The 22612-nt window shown below is 35.9% G+C and carries 17 protein-coding genes; 5 read left to right on the top strand and 12 right to left on the bottom strand.

The genetic code is table 11. The features are described 5' to 3' along the window. Positions 1-1158: 1158 nt before the first annotated feature. The 3 genes from MJQ71_RS20155 (at position 1159) to MJQ71_RS20145 (ending at position 3456) form a co-directional block, all read left to right on the top strand. Positions 1159-2109 (top strand): ParA family protein, encoded by a 951-nt coding sequence (locus MJQ71_RS20155; RefSeq protein ID WP_238808748.1) that lies wholly within the window; start codon positions 1159-1161, stop codon positions 2107-2109. Positions 2110-2127: 18 nt separating this feature from the next. After that, positions 2128-3021, top strand: a complete 894-nt coding sequence (locus MJQ71_RS20150) for a ParB N-terminal domain-containing protein (RefSeq protein ID WP_238808747.1) — start codon at positions 2128-2130, stop codon at positions 3019-3021. 123 nt (positions 3022-3144) lie between these two features. Further along, on the top strand, positions 3145-3456 hold the full coding sequence (locus MJQ71_RS20145; RefSeq protein ID WP_238808746.1) for a hypothetical protein: 312 nt from the start codon (positions 3145-3147) through the stop codon (positions 3454-3456). Between the two features lie 3 nt (positions 3457-3459). Here MJQ71_RS20145 and MJQ71_RS20140 read toward each other — a convergent pair whose 3' ends face one another. The 3 genes from MJQ71_RS20140 to MJQ71_RS20130 form a co-directional block, all read right to left on the bottom strand. After that, complete coding sequence (locus MJQ71_RS20140; RefSeq protein ID WP_238808745.1) at positions 3460-4854, bottom strand: glycoside hydrolase family 140 protein; 1395 nt, start codon at positions 4852-4854, stop codon at positions 3460-3462. Between the two features lie 493 nt (positions 4855-5347). Next, positions 5348-5692: a zinc ribbon domain-containing protein YjdM gene (locus MJQ71_RS20135; protein WP_238808744.1), complete on the bottom strand. Its 345-nt coding sequence runs from the start codon at positions 5690-5692 to the stop codon at positions 5348-5350. A 200-nt stretch (positions 5693-5892) separates the two neighbouring features. Next, positions 5893-8700, bottom strand: a complete 2808-nt coding sequence (locus MJQ71_RS20130) for a DUF7133 domain-containing protein (RefSeq protein ID WP_238808743.1) — start codon at positions 8698-8700, stop codon at positions 5893-5895. Positions 8701-9076: 376 nt separating this feature from the next. Between MJQ71_RS20130 and MJQ71_RS20125 the strand changes: the two genes are divergently transcribed. Further along, positions 9077-10579, top strand: a complete 1503-nt coding sequence (locus MJQ71_RS20125; protein ID WP_238808742.1) for a glucuronyl esterase domain-containing protein — start codon at positions 9077-9079, stop codon at positions 10577-10579. A gap of 125 nt (positions 10580-10704) precedes the next feature. On the opposite strand, the gene kdgD is transcribed toward MJQ71_RS20125, so the two are convergent. From kdgD to MJQ71_RS20105, 4 genes are read right to left on the bottom strand one after another with little or no spacing between them, the layout of a single operon-like run. Then, a complete protein-coding gene (gene kdgD, locus MJQ71_RS20120) occupies positions 10705-11610 on the bottom strand; it encodes a 5-dehydro-4-deoxyglucarate dehydratase (RefSeq protein WP_238808741.1) in 906 nt (301 codons plus the stop codon). A gap of 54 nt (positions 11611-11664) precedes the next feature. Further along, positions 11665-12978: a glucarate dehydratase family protein gene (locus MJQ71_RS20115; protein ID WP_238808740.1), complete on the bottom strand. Its 1314-nt coding sequence runs from the start codon at positions 12976-12978 to the stop codon at positions 11665-11667. 13 nt (positions 12979-12991) lie between these two features. Further along, positions 12992-14518, bottom strand: coding sequence for a galactarate dehydratase (garD, locus tag MJQ71_RS20110; protein WP_238808739.1), 1527 nt, complete (start codon positions 14516-14518; stop codon positions 12992-12994). 54 nt (positions 14519-14572) lie between these two features. Beyond that, the gene (locus tag MJQ71_RS20105; protein WP_238808738.1) at positions 14573-16018 is read right to left on the bottom strand and encodes a GntP family permease; all 1446 of its coding nucleotides are present in this window, start codon (positions 16016-16018) and stop codon (positions 14573-14575) included. Between the two features lie 384 nt (positions 16019-16402). Here MJQ71_RS20105 and katG point away from each other — a divergent pair, with 384 nt between their 5' ends. Then, entirely contained in the window at positions 16403-18613 is a 2211-nt protein-coding gene (katG, locus tag MJQ71_RS20100; protein WP_238808737.1) for a catalase/peroxidase HPI, read from the top strand. A gap of 224 nt (positions 18614-18837) precedes the next feature. On the opposite strand, the gene MJQ71_RS20095 is transcribed toward katG, so the two are convergent. The 5 genes from MJQ71_RS20095 to MJQ71_RS20075 are packed head-to-tail and all read right to left on the bottom strand — an operon-like array spanning position 18838 to position 22543. Further along, on the bottom strand, positions 18838-20070 hold the full coding sequence (locus MJQ71_RS20095; protein WP_238808736.1) for a PQQ-dependent sugar dehydrogenase: 1233 nt from the start codon (positions 20068-20070) through the stop codon (positions 18838-18840). A 33-nt stretch (positions 20071-20103) separates the two neighbouring features. Continuing rightward, entirely contained in the window at positions 20104-20790 is a 687-nt protein-coding gene (locus tag MJQ71_RS20090; protein WP_238808735.1) for a glycosyltransferase family A protein, read from the bottom strand. Continuing rightward, positions 20783-21475, bottom strand: coding sequence for a glycosyltransferase family 2 protein (locus MJQ71_RS20085; RefSeq protein WP_238808734.1), 693 nt, complete (start codon positions 21473-21475; stop codon positions 20783-20785). Before MJQ71_RS20085 ends, MJQ71_RS20090 begins: the two co-directional genes overlap by 8 nt. After that, positions 21456-22145 (bottom strand): glycosyltransferase family 2 protein, encoded by a 690-nt coding sequence (locus MJQ71_RS20080; RefSeq protein ID WP_238808733.1) that lies wholly within the window; start codon positions 22143-22145, stop codon positions 21456-21458. The genes MJQ71_RS20085 and MJQ71_RS20080 overlap by 20 nt, the downstream gene beginning before the upstream one ends. Continuing rightward, complete coding sequence (locus MJQ71_RS20075) at positions 22127-22543, bottom strand: PqqD family protein (protein WP_238808732.1); 417 nt, start codon at positions 22541-22543, stop codon at positions 22127-22129. Before MJQ71_RS20075 ends, MJQ71_RS20080 begins: the two co-directional genes overlap by 19 nt. Between the last annotated feature and the right edge of the window lie 69 nt (positions 22544-22612).

Genomic DNA, 22612 nt, shown 5'->3' with positions numbered 1-22612 from the left:
TAGTATTCCCCATTTTTGTTATAATAAAGCTCATAATAAACTGATAATCAAGCATTTATGGGTAGCGAAAAAGATTAAAAAGATAATTAAAAAGATTAAAAGACAACAAACACAATTTTTTGTTGATGTTTTTTTAAATAATATTGAAATTAAAACAAAAAATAATAGATGAAAAAGCAGGATTTATTTAAAATAACATCTCCGCCGCCCCATTTTTGTTATAAATAAGAAATATAACAAAAATGGGGAATTGTTTATAAAAGTATGTAATATGACTTAACTCCCAATTTTGTTATACTTAGTTGGTAATAAGTATTTAGTCTCAATTGCCTTATAATCAAGTAGTTACGTGGTTTGTTAGAATATATGTAAAATTAAATTTTTTTTGAAATTTGCATAAAGTGTTTATTATCAAATAGTTATGTTTTATAAATGACACAAACTTAAATATAACATTTTTGGGGTATCTTAATCAATTTGGTTATTTTTAAGTCAATTTTACTCCCCCAAAAATGTTATATAAATACATAAAAGTAATTGGTTGGATTTTTCGATTACTTTATTGGTTCTTTCACTCAAAAAAGTGCTAAAAACTCCATAAGTGAAAACCGTTCACTTATGGGAAAATCGGTTGAAAATTACGATTACTTTATTTGTACTTTCACTCAAAAAAGTGCTAAAAATGCCATAAGTGAAAACCGTTCACTTATAGAGAAGGCAGTTGAAAATTACGATTATTTTATTTATACTTTCACTCAAAAAAAGTGCTAAAAACTCCATAAGTGAAAACCGTTCACTTATGGGAAAATCGGTTGAAAATTACGATTACTTTATTTGTACTTTCACTCAAAAAAGTTCTAAAAACTCCATAAGTGAAAACCGTTCACTTATGAGAAAAGCGGTTGAAAATTAGGATTATTTTAGCCGTCTGTTTACTCAAAAAAGTGCTAAAAATGCCATAAGTGAAAACCGTTCACTTATGGGAAAATCGGTTGAAAATTACGATTATTTTATTTGTACTTTCACTCAAAAAAGTGCTAAAAATGCTATAAGTGAAAACCGTTCACTTATGGGAAATGAAAAATATAAAAAAACATATATATAAAGTGTATAAATATTATTTTATATATATTTGTGTTTCAAAAACATTCATTAACTATGATTACCACCGAAATATTACGTAAATTTCTTTTATCGAAACCGTCTATTAATAGAACTCAGTTAGAAAAAGAAGCAGGAATTCCATCTACAACTATATATAAAGCACTCGAAGGCGTTCAAGCTTTTTCAAGTAAACATCTTGAAAAATTAGAAGTTGCAATCAGAAATTATGGGTACTCAGAGCAGATGTTTGCAAAAGCTCGTTGTATTTCTTTGATTAACCATAAAGGTGGAGTAGGGAAGACCACCACAACCATTAATTTAGGGAAAGCATTATCTATTTTAGGATACAAAGTTTTATTAGTAGATATGGATTCGCAAGGAAACTTGTCACAGTGTTTTGGTGTGCATAATCCTGAAAAGCAAGTAATAGAATCGCTCATTACGAGAGAGCCGTTGCCCATTATCGAAATAGAAGAAAATCTTCATCTTTCTCCGTCTGATATCAAGATGGCCACTTATGAGATTAAACTTATTACAGAGGTGGGTTCTGAAATGCGTTTAGCCAGAAAAATACATTCATTAACTGACCAATATGACTTTATTCTTTTTGATTGCCCGCCTTCGTTGGGAATTATGACAATTTCAGCATTGAATGCTTCGACCGAATGCTTGATACCAATTCAACCAGAAAGTTCGGCCTTTAATGGGGTTCGTAATTTGATTGAAAAAATTGATAATGTAAAAGAATATACTAATCTGACCTTAAAAGTAAGAGGGTTTTTGTTTACGATGGTGCATCTCAATCAAACGATTCATCAAGCCATTATGGAAAATGTATCAGATACTTATCCAACGATTCCTGTATTTAAAAGTATTTTAGAAAATTTGACAGTCATTAAGCAAAGTCAATATTTGAATGAAGATATTTTTCAATTTGATAGTAAATCTAAGGCGGCAAAACAATACATGGACTTAGCTCATGAAGTAGCATCAAGTGAATATTAAATCCTAATCATCAATACAATGGCATCTAAAAAAGAGTTATTTAAAAAGAAAGCACAAGAACTTACCGTAATTCATAATACACCAAAACCGACCGCTTTGGGGGCTTTTAATGATGTTGAAAGAGTAAAGAGCAGTATTGAAATTTTACCTGAATTACAGGAATTTATACGACCACTCACGCTCGAACAATTTACACAATTAGAACAAAATATTGTGATTCATGGCTGTCAAGATGCTCTTGTTTTGTGGGAAACATCGGAGTATGATTTGGGTAGGGGAGACTCCGAACTTTCGGTTTACGTTTTAGTCGATGGGCATAATCGCTATAATATTTGTAAAAAGAATAAAATTGATTTCAAAATAGCGTTGAAAGTTTTTGAATCGATTGAGGATGTAAAGGAGTATATGATTGATTTGCAAATTGGTCGTCGAAATTTGACGCTCGAAGAAGAATCATATTACCGAGGTTTGAAATATAACTCACAAAAAGGTAATCGAGGTATTGCTCTTCAGACTGTTCAGAAAGGTGGAGTTGAGCCAGCTGTCAATGTTGCTGAAAGTTTAGCCAAAACATTTAATGTTACGTCACGAACCATAAAAAATGACGGAAAATTTGCTGAAGGAATGACAAAACTTTCAAAGGATTTGCGGAACGAGGTTTTACAAGGAGTAAGCAAATTAAGTAAGAAAGAAATTCAAGATTTGGCAGGAACAGCTTTCGAGAAGGATTCAATAACGTCATTGACAGATATAAAGAGTGCTGAAAAAAATAAATTGAGAGATGATGAAAAAACAGAAAAGCTGGCTCTTTTAGAAGAAATTAAAAAACTTTCGGATAATTTGAAGTCTCGAAAAAATTGTGAAATATTGATTAATAAAGTCAATATTTTGAAGTTATTGTTGGAGAAATGAGAAAAATTATAAGTTAATAGGGTTTTGGAATAATATTAAACATTTTTATAATGTTATTATTGCGTTTTTATTTTGATATTAAATTTTACCTAATTATATTTACTCTATTATTTTAAATAAGATATGCCTACATTAGACCGAAGTAAATTTAAGTATAACGCAAAAGTATTTGAAAAAACCTGTTTGTACTGTGGGACCGTTTATTTTGCTAATCGTTCGACAGCAAAATATTGCAGTTCAACTTGCAGAGGATATGCAAACCAAGCCAAACACTTAAACGAAGCAGCTCCATGGGATGAGACTGACAGAACAGTCGATGCGTTGCTTTCTCAAGTTGCCTATTTAAAAGGCCAATTGCAGCACTACATTAATGAAAATGAGGCATTGAAAACCCATTTATCAAAGGTCGAACAAACATCAAAGCTTGCCGAATGATAGCTAAGGCTTAGCATATTTTCTGCTTTCATCATCCAAGATTAAAATCCAATCTTGCCCATATCCTGTTGAAGGAGGAGTAAACTTTTGTTGCCCACGATTATCAAAAGCTCCTGCTTCTTTGCTTTCACCATTTCGAGGATTATACCAAAGAGCCGATATTTTTGAACCAGTTATTTTTCCTAAATTAACTGTAAATGGTCTTCCTTCAGCAAGATAAATAAATGCGTAATCATTACCACGAGTAGCTTGAATCCGCTCGGCAGCGTGTAAATTATTTTCGACAATCAAAGATTGGTCAGGAATTCTATCTAAAATTGGACGAGACTCTATCAACTTTCTTACAAATTTCATCTGATTTGCACCAGGCAATTCGAGAGCTTCCTGCCAATAAATATGTGGTCCATTAACAGCTTCGCGGTAAGGCGAGTACATTTGCCAAATATCATGACAACCGTAAGTATGACCAAAAGCACCAGCAAAAACATCAAGATATGCGTATTTTCGTACATCGTAAGGGCTTGAAGTACCAAACTCTTTCGCATTAAAACAAACAGGATGGTCTTCATAAATCGGTTCAGCATCTAAAACAGGTTTGGCTGGTATTCGATTATAAGAAGCTGAAATTTTATCATAAATAGGTTGGTCACGACAATGCCCGTTTTGAAACATATTAAAATCTAGCCAGTTGTCGTTATGAAACCATTCTCCCGAACCAAGTTGATTTGGTTGTGGGTGATAACTTATCAAGGCTTGGTCGGCGTTACCGATTCCTTCAATAATTCCTGATGCCAAAGCACGCCAAATTTGAACATCATTAGTACCTTCTCTTGGATTACGGTCGCCACCTAAAACCCAAATCAAATTTTTCTTGTTTTTATAACGGTTTGCCAACCATTTTCCATAAGTTTTGGCATTTTCAGGAGTAAAAACTTCTGGTCCTTTTCCCCACATATTTTTAAATATTTTATCGCCCCAAGTAGGTAAAAAAGCAATAAATAAACCATTTTCTGCAGCCTTATCTATGATGTAATCAACGTGTTGAAAATAACGTTCGTTGGGTTGCGTTGGATCGTCATAATTGAGCGGTAAATCACCATTAGCGTTCGGGGTATGAAGTCCATCAAATTCGGCTAACGCAACAGCCTGAATAACGGTATAACCTTGCTCGGCACGTCTTTTTAAATAATAATCGGCTTGTTCTCTATTCAACCGATGGAAAAGCTCCCACGCTGTATCACCAAGCCAAAAGAATGGCTTTCCATTTTCATGCACCAAAAAATGTTTGTTTTCTGCGACCTTTAACGAACCGTTTGACAGCGTGTTGGTAAAATTTTGCGAGAAAACATGATGAGCAAAAATAAAAAACAATAGCACGAAAAAGGTATATTTTCTCATAGGAACTAGTCGATTCTGATGGAATAGCGTGATTTTAGAATCAAATATCGCATAAATTGAACAAATAACCCAAAGATGTGATATTTGATTTTCAACTGATTGGTTAGAATCTTGAAGCACTCAAAAATATTAATTTCTTAAAAGTGAGATTGGAGTTTTCCCATTATTCTGTTTTCATTTCAAAGCAAAAATTATTCTTCTCCACTCCAAAAAAAATCATAAAAGGATATTAACTACATTTTGATTTGGACAGGGTAGGAGGGCAGTTTTTAAGCGAAATAAATTCGGCCATATTTTCAAAAAAAGGAGTTTGAAAAAAGTGTTTGATTAACTTTTACAACAATTTATTTTATGATAAAACAACATCAATTTTAAGGGAAAATAGAATTTAAAAGGAGAAATTTAACAAAAAAAAGGCTTAAATTAACACCGTTAAATGAAAGAAAAAGCATATTCCAAATAGTTGATTATCTGAAATATGCTAAACATTTTTTTAGGCTTTTCTAACAAATTCAGATTTTAGTCCCATCGAACCAAATCCATCAATTTTGCAGTCAATATTGTGGTCGCCATCAGTAAGGCGAATATTTTTTACTTTAGTGCCTGCTTTAACTGGTTTTGGAGCTCCTTTTACGGGCAGGTCTTTAATTACAACTACTGTATCGCCGTCTTTTAATTCATTGCCATTAGAATCTAATACTTTTAAACCTGAGCTTGTATCTTCTGTTTCGACTTCTTCAGGATTCCATTCATAAAAACACTCAGGACACACCAAAAGAGCATCGCTCGGATAAGTGTATTCGCTATTACATTTGGGGCAAGGAGGAAATTCAGCCATTTTAAATTAATTTTTTAGTTTTTTTTGCAAAAATAATCAAAAAACTCGAAACAGCTATTAACCGCCATCCAACAACCCATTTTCAAGTTGTCAATAAAAAAGTAACAATTTCGGATACAAAACAAAAGCAATCATTATTTTTTTATGAAAATAATGATTGCTTTCTGCCTACTTTTGAAAAATGATGTTTCTTAGTAAAATTAATTTTGTCCAAATATTTTAACTTGACGCATTGTCCAAGGAATTTCTTCGGTTTCTTTCTCTAATCCTTCATCTAATTTTATTCTTAAAAACTTTACCTTTGGCGTACTCAAAAGAACAGTATTATCGCCCTCATTTCCAACGAGTTGTTTGATATTTTCTTCCCAAACATTTCCATCGATAGAGGTTTCAATACTATATTTTCGTGGAAAAGTTTGCATTGTTTGTGGTGGTGCAGGTGGTGTATTTGGTTTTGGCGGTGTAAATCTTCTTATGGGAGCAACATTAAACTGAAGTTCAGAAAGACTCACACTTTTAGGGAATTCTACTTGATACCACATCCCTTTTTCTTGTTTTTTTCCAGTTGACCAACCTTCATAAGTGAAAGCACTTTGAGGCGAAACATTCCCTCCAATGCGGGTTGACGCTGTATGGCTGGCTGTTATCTTCAAACCATCGGCTATTTGAAATTCTTTAGGCGTTGATTTGATAAGTTTTTCATATTGAAAAATACCTACTTGATTGGCCGTATTTGCTCGAATTTTAGCCACTTGTTTGGGTGTAATCAAAGAAGCGTCATTTGACAAACCATTACGTATATACGAAATTACATCAGAAACCCAAACATCATCATGGTCTTTCATGCTCGCCATCATGCCACCAGCATACGTTTTCCCATCTATTGCTCCTTCCATTCCGTGCAGAACCACTTTGATTGCATATTCAGGATGAGCTTGCACACGTTGAGAACCCGCCAATGCCGGTGCAATCAACTTACCATTTCCTGCAGGCGTTCCCATGCCATTATTGCCATGACATTGCGAACACAATTCATTATAAATAACCGCACCTCTGTCAACAATTTCTTTCTGTTCTTTGCTAAGTTCAACGCCACCGAATGGCCCCATATTTCGTGGTTTTGGTGGTGTAATTATTTGTTCACCAACCAATTTTATACCTGCCGCTTTATTATTTGCCATCGCCGTTTTTATTCCATTTTCTAAATCTGGTAACTTTAAAATTTTGGAAGTAAGCATCGTTTGAATCACTACGTCAGTATTTGGGTCGTTCATAGTGGTTTTGTAATCTGCTTCTAATTCTTTTGCTCCAGCTTTATATAAAGTTTCGCTCGCACGCAATGCCTGAATACGTATACGAGGATTTGGGTCTTTTAATAATTGTCGAACCACGTCAGTTTTCAAGGCATTAAGCCCTTCTAAAGACCAAATAGCATGAATTCTGGCTAAAACATTTTTATTTGTCAATGCCATTGTTTTTAATGCAGGAACAACGGAAAGGTCTTTTTTCAAGACAATTAATTGTTGAGCTGCATCTCTTCTCCAACCATTAGGATGTGTCAAATGCTTAACCAAAGTAGCAGAAGTTTCGTTAAGCATTTTTGGTTGATTTTTATCACGTTCTTTCCCATCATAAGTAATTCGCCAAATTCTACCTAAGCCAACTATTTTATCTAATTGATATTGCTCAATTTTTGTGCGTAAATAAGTGCCTTTTTGCGTCCATTGTCCTTCTTGAATAATACCATGATACATATCTGTTATATACAAAGTGCCATCAGGAGCGGTTGTCATATCAACGGGCCTGAAAAGTGGGTCTGTTGAACGTAAAAATTCAGATTTTTGGTCTTGATAAACATTGTGAAGCGTGGTAAGGCCTTCGTTTACAACAGGATTTATTTGTCGAACAATTCGAGCGACAGGTTCGCCATAAAAGTATTGTCCTTTGATATTTTCTGGTAATCGGTCGCCACGATAAACGTCATTTCCTGCCGAACCAGTAACCCGATTCAAAGAACCATCAGGTTGTCTGATTTCATCCATACCACCTTGCATATCAGCTATTTTTACGGCCGCTCCCCAAGGAACATCGAAGCCTTTAGCAAATTCATTAGGTACTTCAAAATTGCCATAATGAATCGGAAACTGAAAATAAGAAGGCAAACCACTTGCACCACCTTGAAACCAAAGTTTGCCGTCATCATCGTGCGTTACACCCCATTGAGCTCTATTAAAACCTGTTTTTTCACGAATCACACCATTGGGCGTTTCTCGTACTCTAAAAGCGTTGACAGTGCTATAAAGCCAATTATCCATGCCATAATACATAAATGCTTGTTGGTGTTCTACATTGCCCGAACGGCCATATTTTGTAGTAAAAAGCTCTTTTTTGTCGGCTTTCCCATCGCCATTGGTATCTGTGTATTTATAAACATTGTCAGCATCCGACTCCATTGTCAGGATACAGTCTTTGCCATAAGGCAAAACAAAACGAGGGAAAATCAATTTATCGACGAAAGTTGTGCCAGTTTCATAAACACCATCGTTGTTTTTATCTTCCCAACGAGAAATCCTGCTCGTTGGCTCTAACTCATCTTTCGAGTCGGCATTGAGCATATACGAACGAAGTTCCAAAACATACATTCTTCCGTTACCGTCAAAGGTAATTGCTCCTGGTTGTTGGATGGCTGGCTCTGTCAAAACAGCTTCAATATGATAGCCTGGAGGTAAGAGAAATTGTTTTTTTTCATCTTCAACTCGGAGTGGCAATACAGGCGGTTTAGGTTCCAAATCTATCCCTTTCCAATTTTCGTCATTGGGGTCAACGCCATCAGGAATTTTCAATTTTGGCAGCGTATCAGATTTAGTATAAGTCAAATTTTCCCCAAAACTTAATTTTTTTATTGGCGAAGAAAACATAAATGAACTTAATACAAAAGCAAAAAAAATGACTATCAAAGCAATTTTTGCAGATAGATGAATCTTTAAATTTTTAATTTTTTTTTTCATTGATTAAGGGAGTTGAATAAAAACAATATCAGCAAAATAATACTTTTTTTTATTTGAATAATTATATAAACAAAAGATTATTTTTTGATATTTGGCTTTTAAATAGACCAGTAGGCTTTAGCACTCGACAACTCGGCATAAATTGAGAAAGAAGTGATATTTTATGATATGGCAATTGCTTTATTTAAGAAAATCTTCGGTCAAACGGTAGCCTTTTTCCCCAGCCAAAAAGCAATTATTTAATACACGTTTTGTTATGAAAAAAATGTAACTTGCTTATTCTTTATAAAATATTTTCAGGCAAAAATTCATCTTTAAATGCTATTTAACCATTAAAATGAACATTAAAAATACATTCTCTTTGTGCTTTTTTCTTATGATTATTGGCTCAATATCAGCACAAACTATAAAAATTGATAGTACGAAATATCCTCGAATGGTCACATTAACTGACCAACAAGACCACGACCGAATGATGCAGGTTTTAGGCATAAAAACTTTAAGACCAGGCCCAAGTGGGAATGAATCTGCTCCCAATCATGCAAACTACGATGAATCTCTGGCCAATCCGTGCCCGCAATTACCCGATGCATTGACGTTGAAAAATGGCTCAAAAGTTACAACCGCCGACATTTGGTGGAATAAACGCCGCCCTGAATTGGTAGAAGATATTGAAAGAGAAGTTTATGGGCGTTTACCCAAAAATATTCCAAGCGTACAATGGACAGTCAAAATTACCGATAAAGAATTTGTGGGACGTATTCCAGTAATTGCCAAACAAGTAATCGGTCATGTTGATAACAATGAATATCCACTCATAAATGTCGATATAAATATGATGGTGGTCATTCCAAGCAATGTTAAAGGGCCTGTACCTGTGCTAATGATGTTTGGGCGACCATCGTTTCCTTCTCCAGCACAACCATCACTTGAAAACATGGAAAAAATAAACAATGCATTCAAAGAGATGATGATAAAAAATGACCCATCATTGAAAGCAATATTCGACCAATACCCTGCTTATCAACCAATCACTCGTTTGCCTGGCACCAATTTTTTTGCTCCGCCACCCGTTGGAGACCTACCTCCAACTGAGCAGTTATTGGCTGCAGGTTGGGGTTATGCAACGATCGACCCTGCAAGTATTCAAGCCGACAATGGAGCAGGAATTACAAGAGGAATCATCGGTTTGGTCAATAAAGGACAACCCCGTAAACCTGACGATTGGGGAGCGTTGCGTGCCTGGGCTTGGGGTGCTGCTCGTGGACTTGATTACTTAGAAACTTGCCCTGAAATTGATGCCAAAAAAATAGGTATCGAAGGGGTTTCTCGCTACGGAAAAGCGGCTTTGGTAACACTGGCTTTTGAGCCTCGTTTTGCTATAGGTTTAATAGGTTCTTCAGGAAAAGGCGGCACAACTCTTCATCGTAGGGTATTTGGCGAGGCCGTGGAAAGTCTAACTGGTGGAGAATATTACTGGATGGCGGGAAATTACATGAAATATGGTGCTTCTGAGGCAACTTTTGGAAAAAAGACAGGCTGCGATTTACCAGTTGACTCACACGAACTTATTGCTTTGTCAGCACCAAGACCTACATTTATTAGTTATGGAATCCCCGAAAAAGGCGATGCTAAATGGCTCGACCAACAAGGTAGTTATATGGCAACGGTTGCCGCAGGAAGTGTTTTTAAACTTTTAGGAGTAAAAGATATTGGCGTGAGTAATGATTATTTGACCGAAAAAATGCCACCTGTAAATACAGATATGCTTGATGGTCATTTGGCCTGGCGACAACATGATGGAGGGCATACGGATGCTCCAAACTTTAAGTATTTTATTCCTTGGGCGAATCGTATGTTAGATTATAAAAAACAATAAAACTTAATACTATTTTGGAAATAAAGTACTTATCTAGTATTGCGACAACCGTTTTCATATAGCCAAACGGTTGTCGTAACATTTTTGAATTTTATAGAAATTTAAGTCGTTTCACCAGCGAAACTTCACTTATTTTGTTCGATAAGTTGGCGAAGTTCTTCAACTTCGCCATCAGTTGGCATAGTGAGCGGTGGACGAACGTCTCCTGCACTTTTACCAATGATTTTTGCCCCCGCTTTTATTAAGCTTACGGCATAACCATTCTTTTTACCACGTAATCTAACTAATGGAATATAAAAACTTTTGGTAATTTCTTCAACCGTTGCTTTATCGCCCGCTCGTAAACTTTTATAAAATTTATTAGCTAATTCTGGCACAAAATTGAACGCTGCCGATGAATAAGTATTGACACCAATAGATAAGTATGCTTCGGCAATAATCTCGGCCGTAGGCACTCCACCGATATAAGAAAGACGTTTACCAACCGTTTTAATGGTATCATTCAAATCTTGCATATTGCCTGTGCCGTCTTTCAACCCAATAAAATTTGGGCAAACATCAGCTAATTTTTTTATATATTCAGCCGATAAAACACCATTGCCTCGGTTATAATAAATTACAGGTAAAGACGTATTTTGAATGATGGTTTTTGCATATTCAAAAACCCCATCTTGAGGGCATTCTGTTAAATAAGGTGGAAAAAGCAAAAGGGCATTGATGCCTGCTTTTTCGGCTATTTTCGCAAAAGCAATTGCTTCAGAGGTGCTTCGACCTACGCTTGAAATGACTGGCACTCTTTCGGCTACTGTTTTGGCAGAAATATTGACAATTTGCTCGTATTCGGTGGCAGAAAGTGAAAAAAACTCTCCTGTTCCACCTGCCACAAATACAGATGAAACATCATGACTTATAAACCATTCGAGGCGTTGAGCGTAAGTTTCAGTATTAAATTCACCTTTATGATTGAAATCTGTAATTGGAAAAGAAAGAAGTCCATCTTCAAGTGATGATTTTATTTTTGATAATTCCATTGTTTTGTATTTGTATTGATACTTTATTTTCTTACAAATCTAACTAGTAAATTTTTACCATCTTGTGGGCATAAACTTCCAATCGGGTTGGACTTTCTGCATTTCTATTTCATCGTTGCGTTTGGTTAGACCACATTTCAAATAGTTTTGATGTAGTTTTTCTAATGCTTGTCGGTCGAGTTCAACCCCTAATCCTGCACCTTTTGGAACAGCCACTTGTCCATCTTCAAATTTTAGACGTCCACAAGTAATAATTTCATCAGATTGCCATGGATAATGCGTATCTAAAGCATAACGGAGATTAGGAATGGCTGCTCCCAAATGCACCATTGCCGCCAACGAAATACCCAAATGAGAGTTTGAGTGCATAGACAAATCACGCCCGAATGTCTGGCAAACACCAGCTAAAGTCATAGACGCTTGTAAACCGCCCCAAAAATGGTGGTCGCTCAAAATAATATCTTCAGCTCCTAGCTCAATACTTCTTGGAATATCCTCAAAAGAAGTTGTACACATATTCGTTGCCAATGGCGTTTTCAAGGCTTTTCTTACAGTAGCCATGTTTTCTTGTCCACGGCAAGGGTCTTCTAAATATTCAATGACCCCTTCCATTTCTTTGCCATATTTGATGGATGTTTCGACTGTCCACAGAGCATTAGGGTCAATTCTTATAGGCGTTTCTGCTCCAAATGCCTCTCGAAGTGCCAAAACAGCATCAACTTCTTGGCGAGGTTCAAAAACACCACCTTTCAGCTTAATAGACTGAAAACCAAACTCTTGGCACATAGCTTTTGCTTGAGTAACGATTTCATTTGGATTCAAAGCACTTGCTTGTCGAGCGGCATCCCAGCCAATGGCATTCGGGTTTGTATCAAAACCTAATGCTCCACCAGCACCTTCATATTTATAAAAAAGATATGCTGAAAAAGGAACGGACTCTCGGCGGCGGCCACCCAATAAATCTACTACAGGTCGGTTGATTATTTTGCCGATAATATCCAAACAAGCTACTTCAATTGCACTAAAAATATGAACAATGGTACGTTGGTCCCATGGAGTATCACCTCTTTTTATTGTATCTTCTGTATCAAAATTAGCAGATAAAATATCTCTAATTTGATTGAGTTGAAAAGGATCTTGACCGATGATGAGCGATTTGCTTTTTTCTAGGGCTATATCTATGGCAATATTGCCCGGTATTTCGCTAATACCGCTGATATTATCATCAGTAACCAGTTCAACCACTGTTCGGAGGGCATAAGGTGCATGAAGCCCTGCTGCATTGAGCAAAGGGGGGTCAACTACCGCAATGGGCGTAATATGAAATTCTTTTATTTTAGGCCCTTTGCTATTTAGGTTTAAAGACATCGATTTAATTTATTTAAGTTAATGGCCCCGGATTGAACAGCACCAAATCATTGTATAGTCCTAATTTATCAGTTGCTACTTTTTTGTTTCCACTTGCTACTTCAAGAATCAAAAGAAATAATTCCCAACCCATTTCTTCGATGGTTTTCATGCCAAAAGCCACAGGCCCAGCATCAAAATCAATCAAATCGTACCAACGATTACTGAGTTTTGTGTTTGAACTCACTTTTATGACAGGAACCATATTTAGCCCATAAGGTGTACCCCGACCTGTGATAAACAGGTGCATATTCATTCCTGCGGCAAGTTGGAGTGTTCCACAAACAAAATCACTAGCAGGAGTAGCCACAAAATTTAAGCCTTTTTGTCGAATTTTATCCCCTGGAGAAATCACATCTACAATCGGACTTACGCCCGATTTTACGACCGAACCCAAAGCTTTTTCAACAATATTACTTAAACCACCACCTTTATTGCCTGGGGTTGTGTTGGCACTACGGTCGGCTCTGCCTTGTTGTAGATAATTATCGTACCAAGCCATTTCATCTTTTAAGGCTTGGGCAACTTTTTCATTGATGGCTCTCGGCACAAGTAGATGAATGGCATCTCGCACTTCGGTAACTTCCGAAAAAAATACCGTTCCTCCAGCTCTCACAATCAAATCGGCTGCAAAACCAGCAACTGGATTTCCCGTCAGACCAGAAAAAGCATCGCTTCCACCACATTGCATTCCTACGACCAAATCAGCAGCCGAGCAAGTTGTACGTTTACGTTGATTAAGTTTTTGTAAATGCTTTTCGGCCATTAGCATAATTCCATCAACCATTTCCCCAAAACCCTCGAATGATTCGTCTTGTAAATAAAGTATCGAATTCTCAGATGAATATTGAGCATCGGGCAGTAATCTTTCAGGACGAAGTTTTTCACAACCCAACCCAATAATCATAATTTCTCCGCCAAAATTCGGGTTCTGAGCAATGTGGCGAATAGTACGAATAGGAATAATCGCTGCTGGAGCATCAATGGCAATTCCACAACCATAACTATGGTTAAAAGCTACTACATCATCAACATTTGGATAAAGTGGGAGCAATTCTCGTTTTATTTTCTGACAAATAAAATCTGTGATTCCTGCAACACATTGGACGCTCGTTGTGATTCCTAAAACATTTTTTGTACCTACACTTCCATCAGCATTTTTGTAACCTTCAAAAGTATAACCTTCTAATGGCTCTACCGACAAAATATCTTTTTTTACATACTGAATATCTTCTAATTTTGGCGGTTGTGGTAGGCTGATATTCATTTCATTTATCCAACAACCTTTTTCGATGTTTTGATTAGCAAAACCAATAACTTGCCCGTATCGTATTACAGCATCACCTTCGTTTAAAGTCTGTAATGCAACTTTATGCCCCATCGGAATATTTTCTTCCAACACAATTCCATTTAAAATAATCGCACCACGCTTCAAACCTGTTGGGTTGGCCACGATTGCTACATTATCGTTAGAATTTGTTTTTATAACTATGTTTTCCATGATGGATTTTTAGAAAGAATTATTTGGATTTAAGCACTTAAATCCGAATGTAAATTATATCATTGGAAAAAGCCACGCGGCTATCATTGTCAAGATTACTCCTGCCAAACCCATTAAACTCTGCATTGGTGCAATAGTTTTGAGGGCTTCTTTTTCGGTTAAATTACTGGTTTTGCACATAATCCAAAATCCAGCGTCATTCATCCAAGGAATCAATTTTGCACCACTTCCAATGGCCAAGCATAAATAAACAGGATGAAATCCAAGATTAGCATTTTGTGCCATCCCAGCCAATATGCCAGAAGCAGTAATCAAGGCAACTGTTGCTGAACCTTGAGCTGTGCGTACAACAGCTGTTATGAAAAAAGCCAACGGAATCAATGCCATCTGATAATCTTTAGTAAGGTCGGCTATTCTGGTACTGATGCCCGACTGCTGCAACATTCCGCCAAAAGCACCGCCAGCCGCAGTAATCAAGATAATTCCACCGCCACTCATCAAAGCCGTTTGAACAAATGCTGTAAGCTTATCTTTTGTTGTTTTTTTCTGATTAGAAAGTACTAAAAGTGCGAATATAGCTCCCATCAACAAAGCAATGTTTTTATCGCCAAAGAATAAAATAGCGTCTAATGTTTTATTAAGAATAGAAAAATCAGTTAATGGTTTATCAGATTTATGAAAAGCATCAAATGCCGACCGAATACAAATCGTTACCAAAGGAAAAACAGCAGGCAACAATGACCAACCCAAAGATGGAAGTTCGCTATCATCTTTCTCAGCAATGGCTTTAATATCTTCTAATCGAGCATCAGAAGAATCTCGAAGTGGAATAGGCATTTTTTTATTCAAGAAAATAGCTATCAAATATCCAACTGTAATGGTGCAAAGTCCAAGCAAAGAACCACAAAGCATCATCAAACCTATCGGAACATTCAAGGCACTTACCAAAAACAAAGGGCCAGGCGAAGGCGGCACATAAGAGTTCGCCATCACCGCTCCTGCAATAACCGATAAAGCCAATAAAAGATAGTTTTTACCCAATCGCATACCCATAGCTTTTGCCAAGGGCATCATCAAGAAAATAACAGTATCGACAAAAACTGGAATTGTTAGAAAAAAGCTGCTCAAAATGAAACCAACAGGAGCATTTTTTTCGCCAGTTATTTTGACCATAGCTCTAATGATTTTTTCGGCAGCACCACTATCAAGCATCGCTTTTCCGATAATGGCCGCCATAGCTATCAAAATACCAATTTTGGCACAAGTATTACCAAACTCTGTTCCGATTCGTTCACCAATACTTTTATGTGCCAGTTTGTACGCTTCGATTGGTGCTGTTCCTTTTGAAAGAAAATATTGTTCAACTAATTCGGTCGGAGTGAGCAAAGCAACTGCCAAAGCCGCCAAAAGAAGTGCTAAGAATGGATGTAATTTGAAGCCAATGATGCCACCTACTACAATAACAACGCCAACAAGTAAAATTAGTATCGGGTCTGACATGATGGAAAGGGTTAATTATTTGAGCAAAAATATATAATATAAATCCTATATTCTGTTGATATAATGCTAAAATATAATACTTTTTGGACTTTCTACATCAATCTTATTTATTAAAAATAAAAATGGTTGAATTGACCGACTCCTTTTTAGTTAAATAATTAAAAATCTATTCACAATCGTGAAAGAAAAGATTGGCAAACCCATTTTTAGGAATATGATTACCCTATTTATCAGGTGTAAAACTGAAAACAACATAGACAAAAACTATATGATTATAAAAAATATCAATTTGATTTATTGGTATTGCTGTCGTAATTTTGAGAATCGAAAATAATACGAATAGTGATTTTAAATTTTAACATTATAATTTATTAAACTAAAAAAATGGAAAATCATACATCCGCTGCAGGAAAATGCCCTTTTCATGGTGGCACAACAAATCAAAGTGCTGGCGGTGGCACAAGAAATTTAGATTGGTGGCCAAACCAATTAAGACTCAATATCTTACGTCAACATTCTTCGCTTTCTAACCCAATGGGAGAAGATTTTAATTATGCAGAAGAGTTTAAATCACTTGATTTAGCTGCTGTAAAGAAAGAAATCTTTGACTTAATGACTACTTCTCAAGATTGGTGGCCAGCAGATTACGGTCATTATGGGCCGTTTTTTATACGTATGGCATGGCATAGTGCGGGTACGTACCGCATCGCTGATGGTCGTGGTGGAGCAGGTGCAGGAACACAACGTTTTGCACCATTAAACAGTTGGCCAGACAATGGAAATTTAGACAAAGCTCGCTTATTACTTTGGCCAATTAAACAAAAATATGGTAGAAAGTTATCTTGGGCTGACCTTATGATTTTAGCAGGAAATTGTGCTTTAGAATCGATGGGTTTTAATACTTTCGGGTTCGGTGGTGGACGTGAAGATGTTTGGGAACCAGAAGAAGATATTTATTGGGGTGCTGAAGGCGAATGGCTAGCAGATAAGCGTTATACTGGCGACCGTGAATTGGAAAATCCGCTGGCGGCTGTACAAATGGGGCTTATTTATGTAAATCCTGAAGGACCAAATGGAACACCAGACCCACTTGCAGCAGCTCGTGATATTCGTGAGACATTTGGCCGTATGGCGATGAATGATGAAGAAACAGTAGCACTAATAGCTGGAGGTCACACTTTCGGAAAAGCACATGGTGCTGGTGACCCAGGAAAATATGTTGGCCCAGAGCCAGCAGCAGCAGGGATTGAGGAGCAAAGTTTAGGTTGGAAAAACACCTATGGAACAGGAAATGCCGAATTTACAATTACCAGTGGTTTAGAAGGAGCTTGGTCACAAACACCAACGCAATGGAGCAACAATTATTTCAATAACTTGTTTGGTTTTGAATGGGAATTAACAAAAAGTCCAGCTGGTGCTCAACAATGGAAACCAAAAGGTGATGCAGGTGCGAATTCTGTACCAGATGCACACGACTCTTCAAAACGTCATGCTCCAATCATGTTTACAACAGACATGGCTTTGAGATTAGACCCCATTTATGAGCCAATTTCAAGACGTTTCTTTGAAAATCCTGACCAATTTGCTGATGCTTTTGCTCGTGCTTGGTTTAAACTTACACACCGTGATATGGGACCAAAAATACTTTATCTTGGTTCAGAAGTGCCATCTGAAGATTTGATTTGGCAAGACCCAATTCCAGCGGCAACTTATCAATTAATTGATACTCAAGATATTATCACTTTAAAAGCTAAAATATCAGCTTCAGGACTATCGGTGTCTGAGCTTGTTTCTACTGCTTGGGCCTCTGCATCAACGTTCCGTGGTTCTGATAAACGTGGTGGTGCAAATGGAGGTCGTCTTCGCCTTTCACCACAAAAGTTTTGGACAGTAAATAATCCTGTTCAACTTGATAAAGTTTTAACCAAACTTGGTAGTATTCAGCATGAATTCAACAATTCTGCTTCTGATGGCAAGATGGTTTCAATAGCCGATTTAATTGTTTTAGGTGGATGTGTAGGTATTGAGCAAGCTGCAAAAAATGCAGGACACAATATAACTGTACCATTTACACCTGGACGTACTGATGCTTCACAAGAACAAACTGACGTTGAATCGTTTGCTGTACTTGAGCCAATTGCGGATGGTTTCCGTAATTATCAAAAAACACATTATACAACATCAGCAGAAGAGATGTTAGTTGATAAAGCTCAATTATTAACACTTACTCCTCCCGAAATGACTGTACTAATTGGTGGTATGCGTGTATTAAACACTAACTTTGATAAATCTCAACTTGGTGTATTTACAAAGCGTGCGGAGTCGCTTACCAACGATTTCTTTGTAAACTTACTAGACTTGGGTACTAGCTGGAGAGCTACATCTGCTCATCAAGATGTATTTGAAGGACGTAGCCGTACAACAGGTGAAGTTAAATGGACAGGTACTCGTGTTGACCTTATTTTTGGTTCAAATTCGGAGCTTCGTGCTTTGGCGGAAGTTTATGGATGTGGCGATTCTCAAGAGAAATTCTTGAAAGATTTCGTAGCAGCATGGACTAAAGTTATGAATCTTGACCGTTTTGATTTGAAATAATTAACCAATATCAAACCGAAATTTTTGTTGTAAATAAACATTCAATTTTACCAAAAAGACCCGATCTAGTCGGGTCTTTTTATTGCCTAAAAGTTCAAAATATCGATTCTTTTACCAAAAACGATAAATCTAAACATCTTTTGTGTGTTTTTGTGATAAACAATTGGTTGAATTTTACACTTTTAGAAAAAAAACAATTAATTTTTATTGATTAAGTTACACATTTATTTAGATTGAAATGGAACAATTTTTTTTATTCTTCCACCACTGAAATCGCAAAAATAAATTTCTTTTTCCGCATCAATACCAAAATCCGTTATATTCCCGGCTTCATGAGCAATAAGTTCATTTTTAATTACCTTTTTGTTTTCAAAACTTAAAGCCCAAATAGCACCTCTAATATAATCGCCGTAAATATATTTTCCATAAAGTTGGGGGTTAAGACGACCACGATAAACAAATCCGCCTGTGATTGAAAAACCTTCAACTCCGTGTTTATAACTAAAAATAGGGCTACTCAAACCAGCTTTGAAACAATTTGTTTGTGGGTTAAAACAAATATCAGCTTCCATTAACCGCCAACCATAATTACCACCTTTATGGACAATGTTTATTTCTTCAAAATCATACTGACCAACATCCGCCAACCAAATTTGATTGGTTAAAGAATCTATACTAAATCGAAAAGGGTTTCGGAATCCATAGGCATAAATTTCAGTTTTATAGCCCTGTTTGTTTTCGTAGAAAGGATTGTCTTTCGGAATTGTGTAAAGACTTTTATGAGGATTATCAACATTTATTCTTAAAAGCTTTCCGTTGAATACCCTTAAATTCTGAGCAGCATTATTTGGATCAGTTTCTAGTCCATCACCTAAAGAAATATACAAAAAACCATCATTCCCGAAAACTAATGCCCCACCCAAATGTTCACGACCTTTGTATCTTAATAATTCTACTTCTGAATTTTTATTGATTTTTAAGGTATTTTTTGAAAAATTAAATCGAGAAACACGAACAAATGGTTCTTTTTTTTCTGTGAAAGTATACAAAAGATAGATAAACTGTGATGAATCTTTGGTCGGTTGAACCACAAAATCCAGCAATCCTTTCTCAAACTTCGTGGCTACTTTATTTGAAATGTCTAAAATTGTTTTTGATGTATTTTGTGTCGATTTTTTTGGAAAACATTTGATTTTGCCACTTCTTTCAGCCACCAAAACAGTATTTGAACTATCGTCCAAAAACTTAATACTCATCGGTTCATTAAAAACTAAGTTTGGAAAAGCCTCAATGATTTTTATATCAGACGTAGGACTTTGTATTTCTTGACTGATTTCTCGACCAAGTTGCCAACTCCATTCAAGTTTTTTTCTTGCTAGTTTTGTACGGTATTTATATGCTAAAATGGAGCAGCAAATTAAAAATAAAATCAGTATTGTCTTTGGGCGGCGAAGCATATTTATGTTCAAAAATAAACATTTTAAGTAGGATTATTTATTTTGCAGTCGTTGTCTGTCAATTTTTGCTTTTAATAATTTAACAAAATCTGTTTGAGAACGGACATCATTAGATAAACTTTTGCGGTGTAATCTACGATAAAGTACCACTTTATTAATGATATCATACTTAATCCCGTGTTCTTGTACTTTAGAAAACCATTCTATAAAATCACCAAGGCGAAGGCTTTCATTAAAGTAACAAACTTTTTCAAAAATTGAGCGGTGTACAATCATCGTTGGCTTAACCCATCCTTTTTCGGCTTCTGTTGGACAAAAAATGCCTGCTTTAACTTCATCAGATTGTTCGGGGCTAATAAATTGTTTTAGCCATGCAAAACAAATAAGCGTGTCGGGGTTTGCTTGATAAAATTCGTTTTTCCATGCTAAGTTTTGCGGATGCCAATAATCATCGGCATCTAAAAAAGTAATCCATTCATTTTTTGCATATTTGATACCTGCGTTTAGAGTGGCGGCGAGTCCTTTATTTTCTTGATTAAACAAATTAATTTTATGGCCATAACTTTGTAAAATTGAAAAACTATTATCTGATGAGCCATCATTAATGACGATTATCTCTTGTGGCGGTAACGTTTGATTTAAAACAGAGTCAATACATTCTTTAATATAAAGTTCAGCATTGTAAACAGGTATAATAACTGAAATATTAAGTTTACTCATGATTAGTATTTTGGCGTCGTCTGTTAATAGTTAGTTTTAATAATTGAATGCTTTGTTTGGTTAAATCTTGAAGATCTTTGGTCAAATTATCATCATGCCGACAATAAAAAAGGCCAATTTCTGGAATTTTATTTATACTAACTTTTTTATCCATTGCTCGAATATACCAATCCCAATCTTCACATGTTTTTAGATTTTCATTGAATAAACCAACTTCATTAAAAACATTTTTTCGAAATAATGCGGCTCCTAAGCAAGTAATAAAAACTGAGTCATCAGAAACGCCCTCCCGAGTGAATTTTTCTATACCTTCGTGTTTATAATCAATTTTTACTCGACCCCAAACCACATCCAAAGAAGTATCCTTTTCTAATATTGCTAATTGAGTTTCAAGTTTGTTTTTGGGCCAATAATCATCCGCATCTAAAAAAGCAATAATATTTTCATTAGCCGCTTTAATTCCTGCATTTCTAGCTGATGATGGACCTAGATTTGTTTGATAAATATAAGACACTACATTTCCATAAGCCTTTACTATTGTCGCAGTATTATCCGTTGATCCATCATCAATTACAATCACTTCTTTTGGTAGAACCGATTGGCTAAAAACACTATCTAAAGCTCGTTTGATATAATTACTTGCATTAAAAGCAGGAATAATCACACTAATTGGCGTTGGATGCACGTTTTCTATCAATAATTGTTTTCATACTTCTAACCATACTTTCATAAACAAATGAGCCTGCACTGCTCAAATTATTTTCGTGCCTACCTTTATAGAGCGTAATATCTTCAAGAGTTTTTACATGAAGTGTAGTTTTTGCCCGATGAAGCCATTCCATATCTTCACAAGGGTTGAGTTCTTCGATAAAATAACCCAATTTTTTAACAGCAGACATTTTAAAAAGACCTGCCCCCATAACTGGCGTAAGATATGATTCTTCATCAAGACTTGCCTTGTAAGCACCTTGTTCAAAAAAATGTTGCATTTTTCCAAAAACAAACTCCGTTTCTGGGAATTCATCAAATGTACTCAAAATACGCTCAAAACTCTGTGGTGGTATAATATCATCACTATCCAGATACACCAAATATTGTCCTTCAGCAAAATCCATTGATTGATTTCGGGCTTTTGCCAAACCTTTACCTTGTTGATGTACAACCACAATCGAATCTCCGAGATTTGATACGATATTTAAAGTATTGTCGGTTGAGCCACCATCAATAACTATTATTTGAATGGGGGTAATGTTTTGAGCATAAACACTTTCGATGGCTCTTTTAATAAATTTTTCGCCATTTAGTACAGGAATAATGACGCTAACCAATGGGGTTGTTATTTCTTTAGTGGCCATCCTTTTTTAGGGTCTACATCGTGAACGGGGTCTAACGTCAACATTTCTTTCATATCTGAAAAAACTTCTAGAAAAGGTTCTTCAAAAGTTTTTTTGACAGCAATTTCAGGAGCTTGAAATTCAACAAAGGTATTTGTTTCGACGAGTAATTCTTCCTGAATTAATTGATTAATAAAATCGTTAGCTACCTCTAATGCTGCTGCTGTTGAAATGTCAAAAGTTGAAGAAAGAGCATTTGCTATTTGTGTAGCATTTGACCCATTTGCAAATAATTGGAAAATAAAATGTGCTGTATTTCCTAAGCTATAATAATGCCCTTTGGGTAGATTTACAATGACCGTTTCGTCATCAAAATGTTCGTATGCAATTCCAAGAGTTGCAACAGAATAGTTTTTCATAATGGTTGGCTTTTTTCAGTATTTCTTTAATTGATGCTATAAACACAAATTAACTACATTGCGATTGTT

The sequence above is a fragment of the Emticicia aquatica genome (assembly GCF_923079645.1).
GTDB classification, from domain to species: Bacteria; Bacteroidota; Bacteroidia; order Cytophagales; family Spirosomataceae; genus Emticicia; species Emticicia aquatica.
This window is presented reverse-complemented; position numbering and strand designations above follow the sequence as displayed.